A 16,154-nucleotide genomic window follows, 5' to 3' on the forward strand; every position below is an offset into this window, starting at 1 on the left:
ACAAATCTTATTTTTCTGGTGAATTTTGCCTTGTATGGAGTACATCACCAACTCCTAATTGAAAGCCAATGCTCTATTTTAGCCCTTAAAATTCTCATAGAAACAGGTTTAGATAAATAATCACTTGCTCCCGCTGCTAAACAACTTTCTCTATCACCACGCATTGCTAGGGCTGTGAGCGCAATAATAGGAACACTCACTAAACTTTCATCACTGCGAATTTGGCGAATCACCTCTAACCCATCTATTTCCGGCATTTGAATATCCATAAGAATCAATTGCGGCTTTTGCATCTTAGCCATAGCTACTGCTTCAGAACCGTTAACAGCCACAATTACTTCATAACCAAAATGACTGAGATAGTCTTGAGTTAATTGAATATTATCTGGGTTGTCTTCTGCTAGGAGGATGAGGGGAATTTCATTGACTAGCAGTGTTGAAGTTGCAGCTGATCCTGTCAGCTGTTGTAAATCAGTTAGAGATTGATTTTCTACACTTTCATTAGCTGCATAAGGAAGACGAATTGTAAAACAACTGCCTTGACCAAGTTTACTGGTAACAGTAACAGTTCCACAGTGAAGCGTCACTAACTTTTTGACTAAAGCTAAACCTAAACCAGTACCTTCATAGTTGCGAGATAAACCACTATCAATTTGTACAAAGGCTTGAAACAAACTTTCTAAATTTTCTGAAGCAATACCAATACCTGTATCTTTAACCAAAATCATTAACCAAAGTGAGTTATCAATCTCAACTTCTAAACTCACATTTCCACCTGCTGGTGTAAATTTCACCGCATTACTCAAAAGATTAATTAGCACTTGACGCATTCTTAGTTCATCAAGGTTAATTCGCACTAAATTTTCAGGAATGCTGAAATTTAATTGAATACCTTTCTTCAAAGCTTGTTCTTTCACAAATGCTAAACTTGACTCACACAATAGCTTAATATTTGTGGGCAGAATTGTTAACTCTATTTTACCAGCTTCTATTTTCGCTAAATCGAGGATATCGTTAATCAAAGAAAGGAGATGGTAGCCACTATTTTCTATTGTTGTTAAAGCTGATAGTTGAGCTTCGTTCAAATTACCATGTATACCTTCTTGGAGAATTTCTGTTCGTCCTAAAATAGCGTTCAAAGGTGTCCGCAACTCATGACTCATATTAGCCAAAAATTCATCTTTGAGGCGGGTTGAGCGAGCTAATTCAGCATTAGCAAGAGTGAGTTTATCATTAGCAGCTTGCAGTTGTGCTGTTCTTGTTTCTACTCTGGTTTCTAACTCTAGGTTTAATCGTTGCAATTCTTGAGTGAGTTTTTGCAGTTCAGTTTGTGCATTTTTACGTTCAGTAATATCTTGTAGAGAACCAACCATGCGGATGGGTTCATCTGCCTCATTCCATACAGCTTGTCCTGCGGAATGTACCCATAAATATTCTCCTGTTTTTTTGCGGATGCGAAATTCAATATCATGGGGAAGTTTTTGTGTCAAATGTGTTGACATGGCATTTAATACCCATTCCCGATCTTCAGGATGTAATAAACTTTGCCAAAATTCATAAGTCCAGGTAACTTCCTGATTTTTATAACCTAAAATTTCTTCATACCGGGCTGAAACGTAAGCTTGATTAGTTTGCAGATTCCACTCCCATAAACCTTCACCAGAGGCTTTTGTTGCCAGTGCGTAGCGTTCTTCACTTTCTTTGAGTGCTAATTCAATTTGCTTACGACTGCCAATGTCTCGCACGACAATAATAACTTCATCTGCACCGTTGGGAACAAAAGATTCTTCCTGCCAATACAGTTGATTATTTATTTCTCTTTGAAGTTCATAACTCTGTGTTTTACCTGTAGCTAATGTTAATTCAATATAAGCCATTCTTTGTTGAGCAACTTCTGGCGGCAAAGCATCTTGAATATTTATACCGATACGTTCCTTTTCAGGAGCTAAGATGGGGAAATTTTCAGGGACATTAAAATCTAAATAAGTACCATTTCTATGAACACGAATAATCAATTCCGGTAGGGCTTTAGCAATAGCTTGGTTTAATGCTTGACTGTGGCGCAAAGCTGCTTCCGTTTGTTTGATCTGAGTTATATCAGTGGAAATTCCACACACTGCATAAATTTTTTGATTCTGGTCGTACAGAGGGAATTTAACAGCAATGTAACTGTGCAATACTCCATTGATATTAGCTTCCTCTTGGAAATTAAAGGCAGAATTATTTTCTATAACAGTGCGGTCATTGTTCCAAAATGAATTCGCCATTTCTGGAGGGAATAATTCAAAATCTGTCTTGCCTATGACCATATCATTTGTTAAGCAAGTTAAATATTCGGATTGACGATTAATCAGAATGTATTTTCCCTGAATATCTTTAACGTAAATTGCCGCACTAGAATTATCTATAATAGCTTGGTTTAATGTTTGACTGTGGCGTAAAGCTGCTTCTGTTTGTTTGATCTGAGTTATATCAGTGGAAATTCCACACACTGCATAGATTTTTTGATTCTGGTCGTACAGAGGGAATTTAACAGCAATGTAACTATGCAACACACCGTTTATAGTAGATTCTTCTTCAAAATTAAAGGCAGCATTATTTTCTATAACAGTGCAGTCATGACTCCAAATTACCCCTGCTATTTCTGGCGGGAGTAATTCAAAATCTGTCTTACCTATGACTACATCTTTTTTTCCAATTAAAGATTCACATTTACGATTAACCAGAATGTATCTTCCCTGAATATCTTTGATGTAAATTGCCGCACTAGAATTATCTATAATTGCTTGGGTTTGCGCTTGATTTTGATGCAATTCTAAATTTATTGTTTCTAATTTTTTTTGACTTTGTTTAATATCGTTGATGTCTACGAAATTTAACACCAAACCATCAATTTTCTGTTGATTTGGGACGGAATAAGGATAAATTTGTAAAAGTAGGTAAGTATCTATATCCTTGAGCTTGACTTCATGTTTTTTGATTTTTTTGGCTGTTAAAGCCTCTTCTAATAAAGAGATGAAGTTATCAGCAGTTAAGTTATGAGATAGATGATGAATAGGTCTGCCAATATCGGTTACTACTAAATTAATAGCTTGGGTAGCAGCAGGTGTAAATTTGCGGATTTTTAGCTCCTGATCTAAAAAAATCACACCAATGTTGGTAGCATTGAGTAAGTTTTCAACATCATTGGTGAGTTGGGTGATTTCTTGAATTTTTCTCTGATAATCATTATTAATAGTGTAAAGTTCTGCATTCACTGAATGGAGTTCTTCATTAGTGCTTTTTAATTCCTCATTAGAAGCAATTAATTCTTCATGTATCGCCTGATGTTCCTCTTGTTTAACTTCTAGTTCTTCAATTGCTGATTCTAAGATAGTTTGTGTTTGATTTAAATCGGTTTCTAAATCTAGGATGCGTTGATTAGCTTCTGCATTCAATTCCAAAGGTTGAATGTTATCGGCAACTATATCTTGTTTTTCAATCATGACCATGAAAAAATCTTCCCCCAAGACTGAATTATTATGGTAATTTACAGTCATTTTCCAACTGGGAGAATTGTCCTGTTCAGTTAGACGCAATCCTTGATAATATACAGTTCTATTATCTTTTTTTGCCCGTTCTAAAGCTGTCTTTAAGAGCAGTTGTAAGGGAGGAATCACTATTTTGGTAACATCAGAAGTAGACTCACCCTTGGGTAGTTGTAAAACTGGGGCTAAATCTTCTACTAGGTACAGTAGCTTATAGTCTGAGTTGACCAAAAAACAAGTCATTTCCCGGTCAATTAAAAATGCTTTAAAAGCAGATGACAGCATAGGCTCAAAAATTGGCCTTGTTCTCTCCTTTAGGGATATCTTATTAGGATAAGTAGGGGTTATAGTCTCATAATTATTTTTAAATGGTAGGGTTAAGCGAATATTTCGACGTTTTTCATATATATTCCAAACTTTACTTAGAGGCAAAAACTCTGCTTCAAGTTTCCCTAAGTTTTCGGATTTACCTAAAAATAATTTACCTCGATTTGTTAAAGCAAAATGTAACATCTTGATAACTTGCTGTTGAAATTCAGCTTGCAGATAAATTAGCACGTTGCGGCAAGTAACCAGGTTCATGTCGATAAAACCCACATCTTGAACTAAATTGTGGGGAGCAAAAACTATCTTTTCCCGTAAATGTTTTATTATTTGACAACTTTCATCTCGGTTTATAAAGTAACGTGCTAGGTGTTCTGGTGTTATTTCATGGCTAATAGATGAAGGATAGATACCACGAGATGCTTGTTGTAAAGCAGTAGAATCAATATCTGTAGCAAAGATTGTGAAGTTAATTGGTGAATGATGTTTCTGAATTGCTTCGTCTAATAATATTGCTAAGGAGTAGGCTTCTTCTCCTGTAGCGCAAGCTGCCACCCAACATCGAATTTGCCCATTTGGTTCTGTTTCTTCTAGTAGTTGGGGAATAACGTTAACTGCAAGAAACTCCCATGCTTCTGGATCTCGGAAAAAACTAGTCACAGAAATCAATAAATCTTGTCGCAGTTTTTGCCGTTCTTCTTCAGAGGTTTGCAAGTATTGAATATAGTCTTGAATACTGTTGCAATTCACAGATGAACAACGGTGTTGAATACGGCGCTTGAGTGTACTTGATTTGTAATGAAGAAGGTTAATTTCTCCATCTGCTGCTAGGATTTCTGCGACTAGGCGAAGTTGAGAATCTTCTGGTAGCATGGCATAAGTAGTGTTTTTGAATTCGATGGTGGGTTAGTTATTATTTATGGCAGGGGGAATAATATGTTCATGAGAAATATCTCTTTTTTACTTTATTAAATACTCTCTGTATCAATAACTTTGTTAAACGCCATGTAGTTAAATTTTTAATATTACCAGAATAATGATTTTTCTGATCTAAAAATTCATTTATTTCCGCCAAAATAACTGCAAATCGCTGAATTATATTCTTACTTCGATACTCTGCTAAAACTTCGCTTGATAAAGACAAAGAAAGTGGAGATGATAAAGTCTTTAATATTTTCTGCACATCATATTCTAGAGAATATCCAGCAATTTTATAGCAATTAAATCCAGGGTCTAAATAATCAGAAAGTCCACCGTTTACACTAGAGAAAACTTGACAACCACAAGCTAATGCTTCCATAGGTTGTAGACCAAAGCCTTCACTTACGCTTTGTTGCGCCCAATATTCAGCAGAGTCATAGAGATAGATTTTAGCTCGATTGAACAATCCAGGTAAATCTTCAATATAAGAATCAACTACAAAGACTTTACATTGTTTTTGCAATGCAGGAATTAATTCTTGAATTAAATATTCAGAAGATTTTCGGGCTTGAACTAAAACATCAATATCTCTCTCAATATGTAAATTTGTAAATTCATCAGCAATTTGATTAGGTAAATAATAAATCAGATTATTTGGCGCTTTTTGTCCCCAATATCCCATTGTATTGCGGCTAACTGTGATGATGGGAATACTGCTAGGAAGATTGAATTTATAACCTGCACTGTGAGCATGATAAACTACATTGTATTTTTGCAATTTAGGAGCTAGTTTAGCTATATCAAATCCCCAGCTAATGACAAAAATTACATCATCTAAATTTTGGGTTTGTAATAAATCATCAAGAAAAAGTTTGTCTTTTTCTTTTTGTCGATAGGTGACAACTTCTGCACTACAAACTTGTTGAGCTAAATTAAATGTTTTTAACTCTGCCCAAAGACCACCACAGGCAAATTTTCTATCTGTTCCGGGAACTAAAAAGTAAAGTTTTCTCATATAATATAGTAATTCGCTTTGATTACTGTCACCTGCCACCTGCTATATTTACTCCCGCCATTTTACTTTAATAAAATGAGCTTCACGTCCCCAAGTGTCTCGTGTACGAATAATATTTTCAATTGATAGGTTAAAGGGAATCGCTGTTGTTAAGTAACGTTGGGCGATAGAACCTAAATCTGGTGCAAGTTCAGAGGCTGTAGTTGCAGCTATTCCTAAGCCTATCAGTTGTTCAATTGGTCGAAATGGTAACATTGCGTATACACCTATAGCAAATCCAGCTGTTAATAGCATTGCTACAGATAAATTTGTACCGCAACGGGGATGTACGGCTAGATCCCATTCTCCATTGGTAAGGCGATTTTGGGCTAGTGTTACCGCACGCCGCAAATGACTGATATTGACTTCACCATAAAGGTAAAATCCCTGTTCTGTGGACAACCCGCTTAATGATTCGTTATCAAACTGTACATTGCTGGGGTTTCCGAGAGGGGAATAAACGCTTGTAGTCTCACTCAGTACCCAAACAGTAGCGTGTTCTAGGGCGTGAACTTGACGCAGCATCAGAATTTCTTGCAGGCCAGGGACAAAAGATAGCTGTTTGAGTAAATCGCTATCTTGATTTGGTGATGGTGCGATAAATTCAAGGTTAAAGAAGTTAAAGGGGAATGAGTCGCCTGAATAGGATGTTGAAGTATTCATTTTCCGTTAATTAACCTCCAAGCTGATAAAGCTGGGACAGATTTCTTTCCAATTTAGCGTTTGTATCACTGAAGTGTTACTAATTTTTGTTGTTCATTTCTTAAATAGGATTGCTATATTTACGTTGTGTTACAGCAGGAGTCAGGAGTCAGGAGTCAGGAGTAAAACTGGCTTTGTGTATAGGTTTGAATTTAGATGTTGTACTTCCTAACTACGCAAACCGCTGTAACTATTTTTAAGTAAAAGTAAAGTTACTATTTGCACCATCATTATTGCCAAAGTGACTAAATCAAATTTGATAATAATGTTATTTTTGAGGATGGGCAATGCCCACCCTAGCATGATTCAGAAGGTACAAGATTTAAGTTACTGAACTTGTGGTAGAGGTTCACACTGAAAAAAAGACGTGAGGAGGAGACTATCAGTAAACCTCAAAATTGACGTTTCCGCATCTTAAAGGAGAGCAGCAGCACTTGACTAGTCAATATTTGAATCATTGTTGTTAGGTAAAATGCAGCAGTTAACATCATTTAAACAAACTTTTCCCCACTGTAAAGCCCAGCGAACCAATGCGACTCGGTTGTCTGTTTTGGTTTTGGTGAGGATATTGCTGATATGGTTATCAACTGTGCGTTTGCTGATTTCCAGTTTTGCTGCAATTTCTTGGTTAGTTAAGCCAGCGGCCACTAAGTCGATAATTTGCAGTTCTCTGTCTGACAGACTAACAGGGGTCCCAGACTCACTAGCAGCCATGACTTATTTATTCCTCCCTTGGTATATGTACTCAATCGCTCTATCTCATTCTAAAAGATTCTCTCAGAGCTAGACGTGATAAATGTTCCTACTCATACCAAAGTCCATATTTTCTTTGGATTTGATCTGGATATTAATCTATTTTCTAAAACTTTTTGTACTAAATATTGCTTTTATGGTTAAATTATACTTAGATGATGGATTAATTGAAGTTGGAAATTAAAAAGTATCGTAAAACTGCGCCCAATCCATTTGCATCTATATCGGTTTTTTTCTAGCTTGAGTTGTACGCTGTACACTAATTATCAGGCTCTTAATCCCTAGTCGAAAATCGAAAATGAGATGAGTAATCCCCGTGTTTTGTGCCTTGGCGAAATTCTGTTTGATTGTTTAGCTGATCAAATGGGGCTAAAGCTGGAAGAAGTGAGGTCATGGACTCCCTACCCAGGGGGAGCGCCTGCTAATGTTGCCTGTGCTTTAGTGAAATTGGGAACGCCAGCAGGGTTTATTGGGGCGGTAGGAGAGGATGAACCTGGTAATACTCTGGTGAGGTTGTTACAAGATGTGGGTGTAGATACAAGTGGTGTACAACGTCATCCTACGGCACCAACGCGACAAGTTTATGTGGTCAGGGATTTGGCGGGCGATCGCACTTTTGCCGGTTTTGGGAAATATGATACTAGCGAATTTGCAGATACTCGTTTACAAGCTCAACAATTACCGCATTCTTTGTTTGCAGAGGCAGATTTTTTGGTTTTGGGTACTTTGGAATTAGCCTATCCTGAAAGTGAGGCAGCAGTTCACCAGGCATTGAAATTAGCGGAACAATATGACCTGAAAATCATATTAGATGTAAATTGGCGACCTGTATTTTGGCAAGATGCAAATATAGCACGACAAAAAATTGAGGCTTTATTGCAACGATTCGATTTTCTCAAGTTGACTAAAGAAGAGGCTGAATGGTTATTTGATACTACCGATGCAGGAGCAATTACTTATCGCCTCAACTCATTAGAAGGGGTTTTAGTTACAGATGGAGAAAATGGTTGTGCCTATTGTTTAGGTGAGAACGAAGGCAGATTACCTGCTTTTTCTATGCCTGTTGTTGATACAACTGGTGCGGGAGATAGCTTTTTGGCTGGGTTTATCCATCAGTTGAGTTTGTCGGGTATTCAAAATTTGAGGGATGCAGAAACCGCAAAACGAGTTATTACCTATGCTAGTGCTGTGGGGGCGCTGACTACTATTAAACCAGGTGCGATCGCATCCCAACCAACTGCGGCAGAAGTGGATGCTTTTCTAGTTTCCCATCAACTTTAAGTAGTAGCAGATTCAGCCGGAATATCAGCTAAAATCGGTTGATATTCCTGGCTATATATAAATGCAGTCAATATTTATTTTACCGATTCTATGGCGATTCGTGCGATCGTACTATCTCATTTCAGAAAAAAGGCGATCGCACATTAATATAATATAAGTCCAGTTTTACTATTCCCAATTAAGCTAAAAAGCTTAACGGGTGACAAGGGGGTTGAAGATGAGATGTGGCAATAATTTGAGAAAATAGGGGGAAAAAAATAGGGGCAAGGAAGCCCCCAAAAAACAAAATGTTACCACAATCATATCAAACAATTTTCAGAAAGCATTTGAGTGAACAGCAGTATTTGACATTGGAGATATTGTTGTTATTGATACAAGCTCATCGCCAAGTAAAACTGTCAAAATTGGCAAGTTTATTTCCCCAACCAATTCAATATGAAAGCAGGAAACGCAATCTACAAAGATTTTTAGCAATAGGGAAACTCTGCGTAAAATTATTATGGTTTCCGTTGATAAAATATTGGATTAGACAATCGTTAAAACCAAAGCAACTGAATCGAGAACAGCGTCGTTATTTTCAGAAAAAACAATATCAAAAATATGGTTATTGGATGGTAGCACTGGATAGAACACAGTGGAAAGGACGTAAGGATTCAGGTCGGGGGTATTGACAAGTGTGAGATGGGAAGCAGAATATATCAATTATGGAAAAAAACCTGCCCCCAAAACTAGACAGTGAAACCTTGAGACAGTTGGCGACAGAGCAACTGGTAGGGATAATCATGGAGCAGGCGCTCGCCATAGAAGCACTAAAAACCAGAGTAATAGAACTAGAAATTGTAATAGAGAAACTCAAAGCCAGCAGAGATTTAGACAGCACAACATCATCGAAACCACCATCAGGAGACATTCTCAAAAAAACCGAGAACAAACAAGAAGAGAACTCAGAAGAGAGCGAGACACCAAAACGGAAACCAGGCGGACAACCAGGGCATCCAGGAAAAACGAGAAAGGGGTTTGGCAGAGTCGATAGGTTTGAGATATTAAGGCCGCAAGTGTGTAGTTGCTGTGGTCAGAGGGAATTGTTTGGCGAACCCATAAAAATAGAAACGCAGCAAGTAGCACAGTTGGTAGACAGACCAATAGAAATATTAGAATATCAAAGATATAGCTGTATTTGCAGCCAGTGTGGAGAAACACAAACAGCAGACTGGTCACCAGAGATAGTACCAGGACAAGATATAGGAATTAGACTGCAAGCTTTTTTGGGATGGATAAATAACTACGGACATTTACCCTACGAAAAACAACAAGAATTGTTGTGGGAACTAGGTCAAATAGAAATTGGGGTAGGAACATTAGTCGCCACAAATGAACGAATAGATAGTGCAGTGGCTCAAAGTATTGACCAACTGAAAGAGTGGATAAAACTTACCCAGCCCAATATCCATGCAGATGAAACACCCTGGGTAGTAAAAGGGGTAAAAGAATGGTTATGGATTTTTGCTAATACCGACTTCGCTCTATTTCATGCGGCGGATACTCGTTCTCGTGCGGAATTGGAATCTATCCTGGGTTCAAGTTATGAGGGTGTACTCAGTTCTGATGATTTTAGTGCCTATAACGGTTATCCAGTCAAAGCTCAACAGAAATGTCAGGCACATTTACGTCGTCATTTCAAGAAACTCATTAAGCTTCCTGGATTGAATAACCAAGAGATTGGGTCAGCATTCATCAGCCTTATAGATGAAGGTTTTAAACACTACGCTTTATTCCAACAAACCCGAAACCTTGATGAATTCTTGAGTTGGGCATCCGAGTTTAAACAAAAAGTTGAAGGAGCTATTCATTTCTGGATTGATAAAGCTGGAGGGGAAGCTGGTAAACTTTTACGCTCCTTACGCAATAAAGCTCATCAATGGTGGTATTTTTTAGACCACCCGCACATACCCCCTGATAATAATTTAGCCGAGCGAACGTTACGTTTAGCCGTGACAAAACGAAAAGTCAGTGGCGGTTCTCGTTCTATGGAGCGGTTTCAAGATACTGCCAATTTATTGACGGTTATTCAAACCTGTCGTCGTCAAGGACGTTCTGTAATTGAGTTTTTTGACCAAGCTATTAAAGCTATGGTTAATCCTTATGTCCAGACCCCGAATTTAATCCCTCAAATTTAGACCTGAATCCTTACACAAAAAGCATTTGGGTAAATCCCCCTTGGAAAAATGCAAATAGCATGAAGACTTTTCAAATAGCCATTCAGGTAATTAGTAAATTAGTGATGCAAACGATTCAAAAATGTATAGCAATCCTCAATCCTATGTAAACAAAAAGATCCCCGACTTCTCTAAAAAATCGGGAATCTGATTAATTTATACTTCCGCAGTGTAATGTTCCTGTTCTCGTTCGACAAAAGTCTGCACACGATTACGGTAACTTCTCAAACTGTCATCTACCCAATCGCGATCGCTACTGTTAGCAAATAAATGTACCATTGGTTCACTAGCATCAGGCAGAACTAACACCCAACTATCATCATAGGGTTGACGAATTTTTACCCCGTCAATTAACTCCAAATTCTGCGCTGGGTGGGTTTCCACCAAATATCGCATCAACGCCCCCTTAGCAGTCCAAGGACAACGGATGGTATAATCTTTGTGAATGACACGGGGTAATTCTGCGCGAACAGATGCAAGCGATCGCTCTTGAATAGTCAGCATTTCAATCAACTTAGCAATACAGAACATCGAATCAAACCCCGGATGCAACTGTGGGAAAATAAAACCAGTTTCCCCACTACCACCCAAAACCACATTGGGATTTTTCTGACAAGCCTCCATCAAAGCAGTGGGATTTGCTTTTGTCCGAATTACCTTACCATCATGACGACGCGCCACTTGTTCCACCGCACTAGAAGCATGAACCGGCACAACTACCGAACATCTAGGGTTAGACGTTAACATCATTTCCACCATCAACGCCGTCAGAATTTCCCCCCGAATCGGATAACCAGACTCATCAACTAAAATCAATTGTTCACCATTAGCTGATACCTGTACCCCAAAATTAGCCTTCAATGCTTCCACCACATGACCCAATTGAGTCAACAGCCCTTCACGGCTAGTAGTTGTCATCGCAGTTTTATTGACACTTGCATTTAACACCACCGCATCAGCACCAAATTTATCTAACATTAGCGGTAACACCGCCCCAGACACCGCATAAACATAGTCAATGACCACTTTTGCCCGACTATTGCGAAGAGTAGAAACATTTAACAGCTTCTCAAAAGCCGTACAATAACGTTCAATCACCTGACTAGGATAGGCCACATCACCAATTTCGTGACTTTGCGCCCTCCGCATATCCTCCTTAAAATAAGCCCCCTCAATTTTCTTTTCCTGAGCCTTAGAAATATTAATCCCCTTACCATCCATGAATTCAATCAAGATATAATCAGGGCGGTCTGGGTGTACACGCACATGAATACCACCCACTACTCCCATAATTGGAATCACAGTGCGAGTAATAGGAATAGCAGTAGAATCAAGATTTTGAATATCCACACCTACCGACATCAAACCAGCAATTAAAGAACGAGTTACCATCCGCGACACATTACGCTGATCACGAGAAACCGTCACCTTAGAACCTGGTTTTAAAGTCGAACCATAAGCCGCACCCAACTTCACCGCAAATTCCGGGCTGATATCAATATTCGCCAAACCTTGTACACCACGCTGACCAAATAAATTTCGTTGAGCGGTATTTCCCCAAATCAGGTTAATGTTTAAAATTGCACCTGACTCAATCTTTTTGCTCGGCCAAACCCGCACACCAGGGCTAATTTGTGCCTCTTCTCCCACCGTAGAAAGCGAACCAACCACAGCAGCTTCTAATACATGAGCGCGTCTATCAACACGAGTCCCACGGGAAATCACACAAGCCGATAACTGGGCTTCATCCCCAATAATCGCCCCATTCCAAACTATAGGCCGCTTCAAATTAGCATCTGCACCAATAGTGACATTATCACCAATTACCGTACCATCTTCAATTTGTACTCTTGCCCCAATTCGGCAATTATCACCAATCACAGCCGGAGTTTGAATCTTGGCTGTCTGGTCAATATAAGTATTTTGTCCCACCCAGATACCAGGGGAAGTTTCTTGATAAGCAAACTCCAGTTTTACCTTCCTGGCTAAAGCATCATATTGTGCTTCTCGATAAGCATCTAAATGACCCACATCACACCAATAACCTTGGGCTACATAACCATAAATAGGTTCATTTTTTGCTAGTAGTAAAGGAAATAAATCCTTAGAAAAATCAGATTCTGTGTGTTCTGGTAAATATTCCAAAACTTCTGGTTCTAAAATGTAAGTACCAGTATTAACTGTATCGGAAAAAATTTCGCTCGTTGAAGGTTTTTCTAAAAATCGGTTAATGCGTCCTTGTTCATCCGTAATTACCACCCCAAATTCAATTGGGTTAGGAACACGGGTTAAAATTAAAGTAGCTTTTGACTGTTTTTGTTTGTGAAATTCAATGGCTGCGGTGAGGTCAAAATCTGTAATACTATCGCCACTAATTACTAAAAAAGTTTCGTCCAAAAGTTCAGCAATATTTTTTACACAACCTGCTGTTCCTAAAGGTTGGTCTTCTTCAATAGCATAAGTCATTTGTACTCCAAAATCACCACCATCTTGGAAGTAATCTCGGAGGACATCTGGTAAATAGTGTAACGTAGCAATAATTTCTGTAATGTGATGTCGTTTGAGTAAATTGATAATATGTTCAGCAATTGGTCGATTTAGTATAGGAACCATCGGCTTTGGTAAATCACAAGTTAAAGGACGTAACCGTGTCCCCGAACCACCTGCCATCAGCACTGCACGCATAAATCCTCCTAATTGCAGCCTTGGCTGCATCGAGATTCGTTATAAAATTTGATTGTTTCTTTCTTTAGTCTCCTATGGATTTTGATCTTTGAGAAACTTCCACAAGAAACATCTCTATCAAAAAAGGAGTCATTCGATTTTGGATTTTGGATTTTGGATTGACCCCACGGATCAATCCAGGGTGTACCATCAAGAAGTTATGGGTTAGAAAGCAGGAGAAAGAATGAATTTTTCAACCTCTAGATGACTCTATCACCACCAAGTAGGCTTTCCAGGGTTTTAGCTGATTGATAACTGCTGAAGTGCGAATGCTTACAGACAGTAAATTTAAGATACTTCTAATTTTTTCCTAACCCAGCAAAATTTCTAAGAACTGGCAGCAATCTATAATACTAATCTAAACTAGAATCAGGTGACTCCAAAGTCGGAATCTGAAAGTTTAATGTATAAGTTCTGTATTTTGGGGATACAGTTTTTGTAATGTGTGGTAGTTTTTAACTAAAATTCTCTGAAGTTATTAAGGGAGTTAATGGCAGTGAAATTAATTATTATTGGTTTGATAGTGGCTTATGTAGTTGGTGCTTGGAAGTTTTGGTGTGGGTTTGATAAGACTCATTTTACACAAACCCTTCCTAATCGCATCGGTTTTACTTTATTATGGCCTGCATTGTTTATTGCTAATCCGTCCTATCGTCGCAACTTTAAAAGGGCGCTGAAAGGATAATTCGTAATTCATAATTCGTAATTCGTAATTAATTATGAATTACGAATGAATTAAAAGACTTGAATCCACTCTTTAACAGCATATTCTATCCAGATGCCATTTTGCCAATAGGGATCAGCTTCCACTAATTGACGGACAGTAGCTTCATCTTCGGCTTCATAAATACCAAAAACCTTGGTGACATCTTTGGTAGGACCAAGGGTGATTAAAACACCGGATTCTTTTTGTTTGGCTAATCCTTCTAAGTGTGCTTGACGATAGGGTTCTCGTTTGGTTAAAACGTCTTCGCAGTAAGTTCCCCACATTACATATTTAGGCATGATGTTGTTATTTCTATTCCAGTGAAAAAATTATTTTAGATGTATTGTGAGTTGTAGTCAATTATAATTATGAGATTTTGGTATAATTTATATTACTAGCCTCTCCTAGATAACTAGTAAATATAGGTTAAAAATTTTATGATACCGATGATTCCTTTTTTATTTGGTGTTATGGGTCTTGCTATTGGTGCTTTTGCTGCTTATGCTGCGGGAGGTAAGAGTGCGATCGCTTGAGCTTTATTTTCATAACTTTTCTTAACGGGTGACAAGGTGGCTAAACAGCTTGTTTCATAAGGGATAGAGCCTGAAAGCCACGTTGAAAAAAGAGGCGTTTATGAGGCTTGAGATCGATTAAGTTCAGAGCTAAATCAGCCCATAATTCCATGCCATAAATCCAAAGTTGTCCGTAGAGAGAAAAGCTAAAATTACTCTGGCGTGGGTACTTGTCCTGATGTTGTTGAATACGTCCGGCATAAGTTTCTATACCTAGTTTTTTCATCTGTTGACCGTGCATAGTAGCCAAACTATAAGCAATGATAATCAATAATACTAAAGCTAAAAATCGTGTTTCATTGACTTTGGTATCCTCTAGATTATAACCACCAGTTTTACAATCCTTGAAGAATTGCTCAATTCCCCATCGGCATCTATAGAGGCATAAAGTTTGTTTCAAAGTTGGCAAATTCGTTAAAATATACCAAGGTTCTTTTGGTCCTTTATTTCGATATTTTCTCTTCCAATAAACAGCGATATTAAATAAACCTAATTCATCCCCTTTCCCACATTTGACTTTCTCATAAAACTTCGACATTCCTGGCTTAAACCCTTGGTTTTTAAGAACTTGATATTCTTGTTCAGGTTTTTCTTGGAAATGAAGGTCTTTTTTCTGACGTAGAGCAAAATATATTCCTTGCTCATCAAGCCATTTAGCCAGTTTTGGACTATGAAATTCTCTATCTGCTAACACCACAATTCGACATTTTTTTAACAACTTTATTGCCGTCTTTATCAATCGTTTTTGGGTTTGTAAATTACTATTTCCGACATGATTTAATGTTTCCCAATACAGTGGTAAGGCATGAGTACCCCATACCAATGTCACCATAAATATATTTCGTCCTTTCCACTGTGTTCTATCCAGTGCTACCATCCAATAACCATATTTTTGATATTGTTTTTTCTGAAAATAACGACGCTGTTCTCGATTCAGTTGCTTTGGTTTTAACGATTGTCTAATCCAATATTTTATCAACGGAAACCATAATAATTTTACGCAGAGTTTCCCTATTGCTAAAAATCTTTGTAGATTGCGTTTCCTGCTTTCATATTGAATTGGTTGGGGAAATAAACTTGCCAATTTTGACAGTTTTACTTGGCGATGAGCTTGTATCAATAACAACAATATCTCCAATGTCAAATACTGCTGTTCACTCAAATGCTTTCTGAAAATTGTTTGATATGATTGTGGTAACATTTTTTTGTTTTGGGGGCTTCCTTGCCCCTATTTTTTTCCCCCCTTATTTTCTCAAATTATTGCCACATCTCATCTTCAACCCCCTTGTCACCCGTTAAGATAACTTTTATCACTTACCAAGCCAATTTTCCAAAGAAAAATTAATAACAGTTTTGATTCTGATAAAATCAGTA

The 16,154-nt window shown here is 37.9% G+C and carries 10 protein-coding genes and 1 pseudogene; 4 read left to right on the top strand and 7 right to left on the bottom strand.

The features are described 5' to 3' along the window. Window positions 1–44: 44 nt before the first annotated feature. The 4 genes from ACLLO5_RS24425 to ACLLO5_RS24440 all read right to left on the bottom strand — a co-directional run bounded on the left by ACLLO5_RS24425 (window position 45) and on the right by ACLLO5_RS24440 (window position 7,242). On the bottom strand, window positions 45–4,724 hold the full coding sequence (locus ACLLO5_RS24425; protein ID WP_413173070.1) for a CheR family methyltransferase: 4,680 nt from the start codon (window positions 4,722–4,724) through the stop codon (window positions 45–47). Window positions 4,725–4,791: 67 nt separating this feature from the next. After that, entirely contained in the window at window positions 4,792–5,787 is a 996-nt protein-coding gene (locus ACLLO5_RS24430; RefSeq protein WP_413176184.1) for a glycosyltransferase, read from the bottom strand. A 48-nt stretch (window positions 5,788–5,835) separates the two neighbouring features. Further along, complete coding sequence (locus ACLLO5_RS24435; protein WP_413173071.1) at window positions 5,836–6,489, bottom strand: DUF6391 domain-containing protein; 654 nt, start codon at window positions 6,487–6,489, stop codon at window positions 5,836–5,838. Window positions 6,490–6,966: 477 nt separating this feature from the next. Next, window positions 6,967–7,242, bottom strand: a complete 276-nt coding sequence (locus ACLLO5_RS24440; protein ID WP_413173072.1) for a helix-turn-helix domain-containing protein — start codon at window positions 7,240–7,242, stop codon at window positions 6,967–6,969. A 342-nt stretch (window positions 7,243–7,584) separates the two neighbouring features. Here ACLLO5_RS24440 and ACLLO5_RS24445 point away from each other — a divergent pair, with 342 nt between their 5' ends. The 3 genes and pseudogenes from ACLLO5_RS24445 (at window position 7,585) to tnpC (ending at window position 10,739) form a co-directional block, all read left to right on the top strand. After that, complete coding sequence (locus ACLLO5_RS24445; protein WP_413173073.1) at window positions 7,585–8,562, top strand: carbohydrate kinase family protein; 978 nt, start codon at window positions 7,585–7,587, stop codon at window positions 8,560–8,562. 287 nt (window positions 8,563–8,849) lie between these two features. Then, window positions 8,850–9,209 (top strand): annotated as a pseudogene (locus tag ACLLO5_RS24450) (IS4 family transposase); the annotation flags it as partial. 57 nt (window positions 9,210–9,266) lie between these two features. Then, window positions 9,267–10,739, top strand: coding sequence for an IS66 family transposase (tnpC, locus tag ACLLO5_RS24455; protein ID WP_413173074.1), 1,473 nt, complete (start codon window positions 9,267–9,269; stop codon window positions 10,737–10,739). A 195-nt stretch (window positions 10,740–10,934) separates the two neighbouring features. Here the strand turns inward: tnpC and ACLLO5_RS24460 are convergent, their stop codons facing one another. Then, a complete protein-coding gene (locus tag ACLLO5_RS24460) occupies window positions 10,935–13,463 on the bottom strand; it encodes a sugar phosphate nucleotidyltransferase (RefSeq protein WP_413173075.1) in 2,529 nt (842 codons plus the stop codon). A 529-nt stretch (window positions 13,464–13,992) separates the two neighbouring features. On the opposite strand from ACLLO5_RS24460, the gene ACLLO5_RS24465 reads away from it, so the two are divergent. Beyond that, the gene (locus tag ACLLO5_RS24465; RefSeq protein WP_413173076.1) at window positions 13,993–14,187 is read left to right on the top strand and encodes a hypothetical protein; all 195 of its coding nucleotides are present in this window, start codon (window positions 13,993–13,995) and stop codon (window positions 14,185–14,187) included. A gap of 50 nt (window positions 14,188–14,237) precedes the next feature. Here the strand turns inward: ACLLO5_RS24465 and ACLLO5_RS24470 are convergent, their stop codons facing one another. Further along, window positions 14,238–14,507, bottom strand: a complete 270-nt coding sequence (locus ACLLO5_RS24470; RefSeq protein WP_413173077.1) for a YciI family protein — start codon at window positions 14,505–14,507, stop codon at window positions 14,238–14,240. A gap of 274 nt (window positions 14,508–14,781) precedes the next feature. Next, on the bottom strand, window positions 14,782–15,981 hold the full coding sequence (locus tag ACLLO5_RS24475) for an IS4 family transposase (protein ID WP_413173078.1): 1,200 nt from the start codon (window positions 15,979–15,981) through the stop codon (window positions 14,782–14,784). Window positions 15,982–16,154 lie beyond the last annotated feature (173 nt).

The organism is Anabaena azotica SJ-1 (assembly GCF_047275885.1).
GTDB lineage: Bacteria > Cyanobacteriota > Cyanobacteriia > Cyanobacteriales > Nostocaceae > Trichormus_B > Trichormus_B azotica_A.

What these genes read in the sequence shown, in the direction of transcription:
- ACLLO5_RS24475 (WP_413173078.1), bottom strand. Translation starts at nt 15,981, where the DNA reads ATGTTACCACAATCATATCAAACAATTTTCAGAAAGCATTTGAGTGAA.
- ACLLO5_RS24430 (WP_413176184.1), bottom strand. Translation starts at nt 5,787, where the DNA reads ATGAGAAAACTTTACTTTTTAGTTCCCGGAACAGATAGAAAATTTGCC.
- ACLLO5_RS24470 (WP_413173077.1), bottom strand. Translation starts at nt 14,507, where the DNA reads ATGCCTAAATATGTAATGTGGGGAACTTACTGCGAAGACGTTTTAACC.
- ACLLO5_RS24425 (WP_413173070.1), bottom strand. Translation starts at nt 4,724, where the DNA reads ATGCTACCAGAAGATTCTCAACTTCGCCTAGTCGCAGAAATCCTAGCA.
- tnpC (WP_413173074.1), top strand. Translation starts at nt 9,267, where the DNA reads ATGGAAAAAAACCTGCCCCCAAAACTAGACAGTGAAACCTTGAGACAG.
- ACLLO5_RS24440 (WP_413173072.1), bottom strand. Translation starts at nt 7,242, where the DNA reads ATGGCTGCTAGTGAGTCTGGGACCCCTGTTAGTCTGTCAGACAGAGAA.
- ACLLO5_RS24465 (WP_413173076.1), top strand. Translation starts at nt 13,993, where the DNA reads ATGGCAGTGAAATTAATTATTATTGGTTTGATAGTGGCTTATGTAGTT.
- ACLLO5_RS24445 (WP_413173073.1), top strand. Translation starts at nt 7,585, where the DNA reads ATGAGTAATCCCCGTGTTTTGTGCCTTGGCGAAATTCTGTTTGATTGT.
- ACLLO5_RS24460 (WP_413173075.1), bottom strand. Translation starts at nt 13,463, where the DNA reads ATGCGTGCAGTGCTGATGGCAGGTGGTTCGGGGACACGGTTACGTCCT.
- ACLLO5_RS24435 (WP_413173071.1), bottom strand. Translation starts at nt 6,489, where the DNA reads ATGAATACTTCAACATCCTATTCAGGCGACTCATTCCCCTTTAACTTC.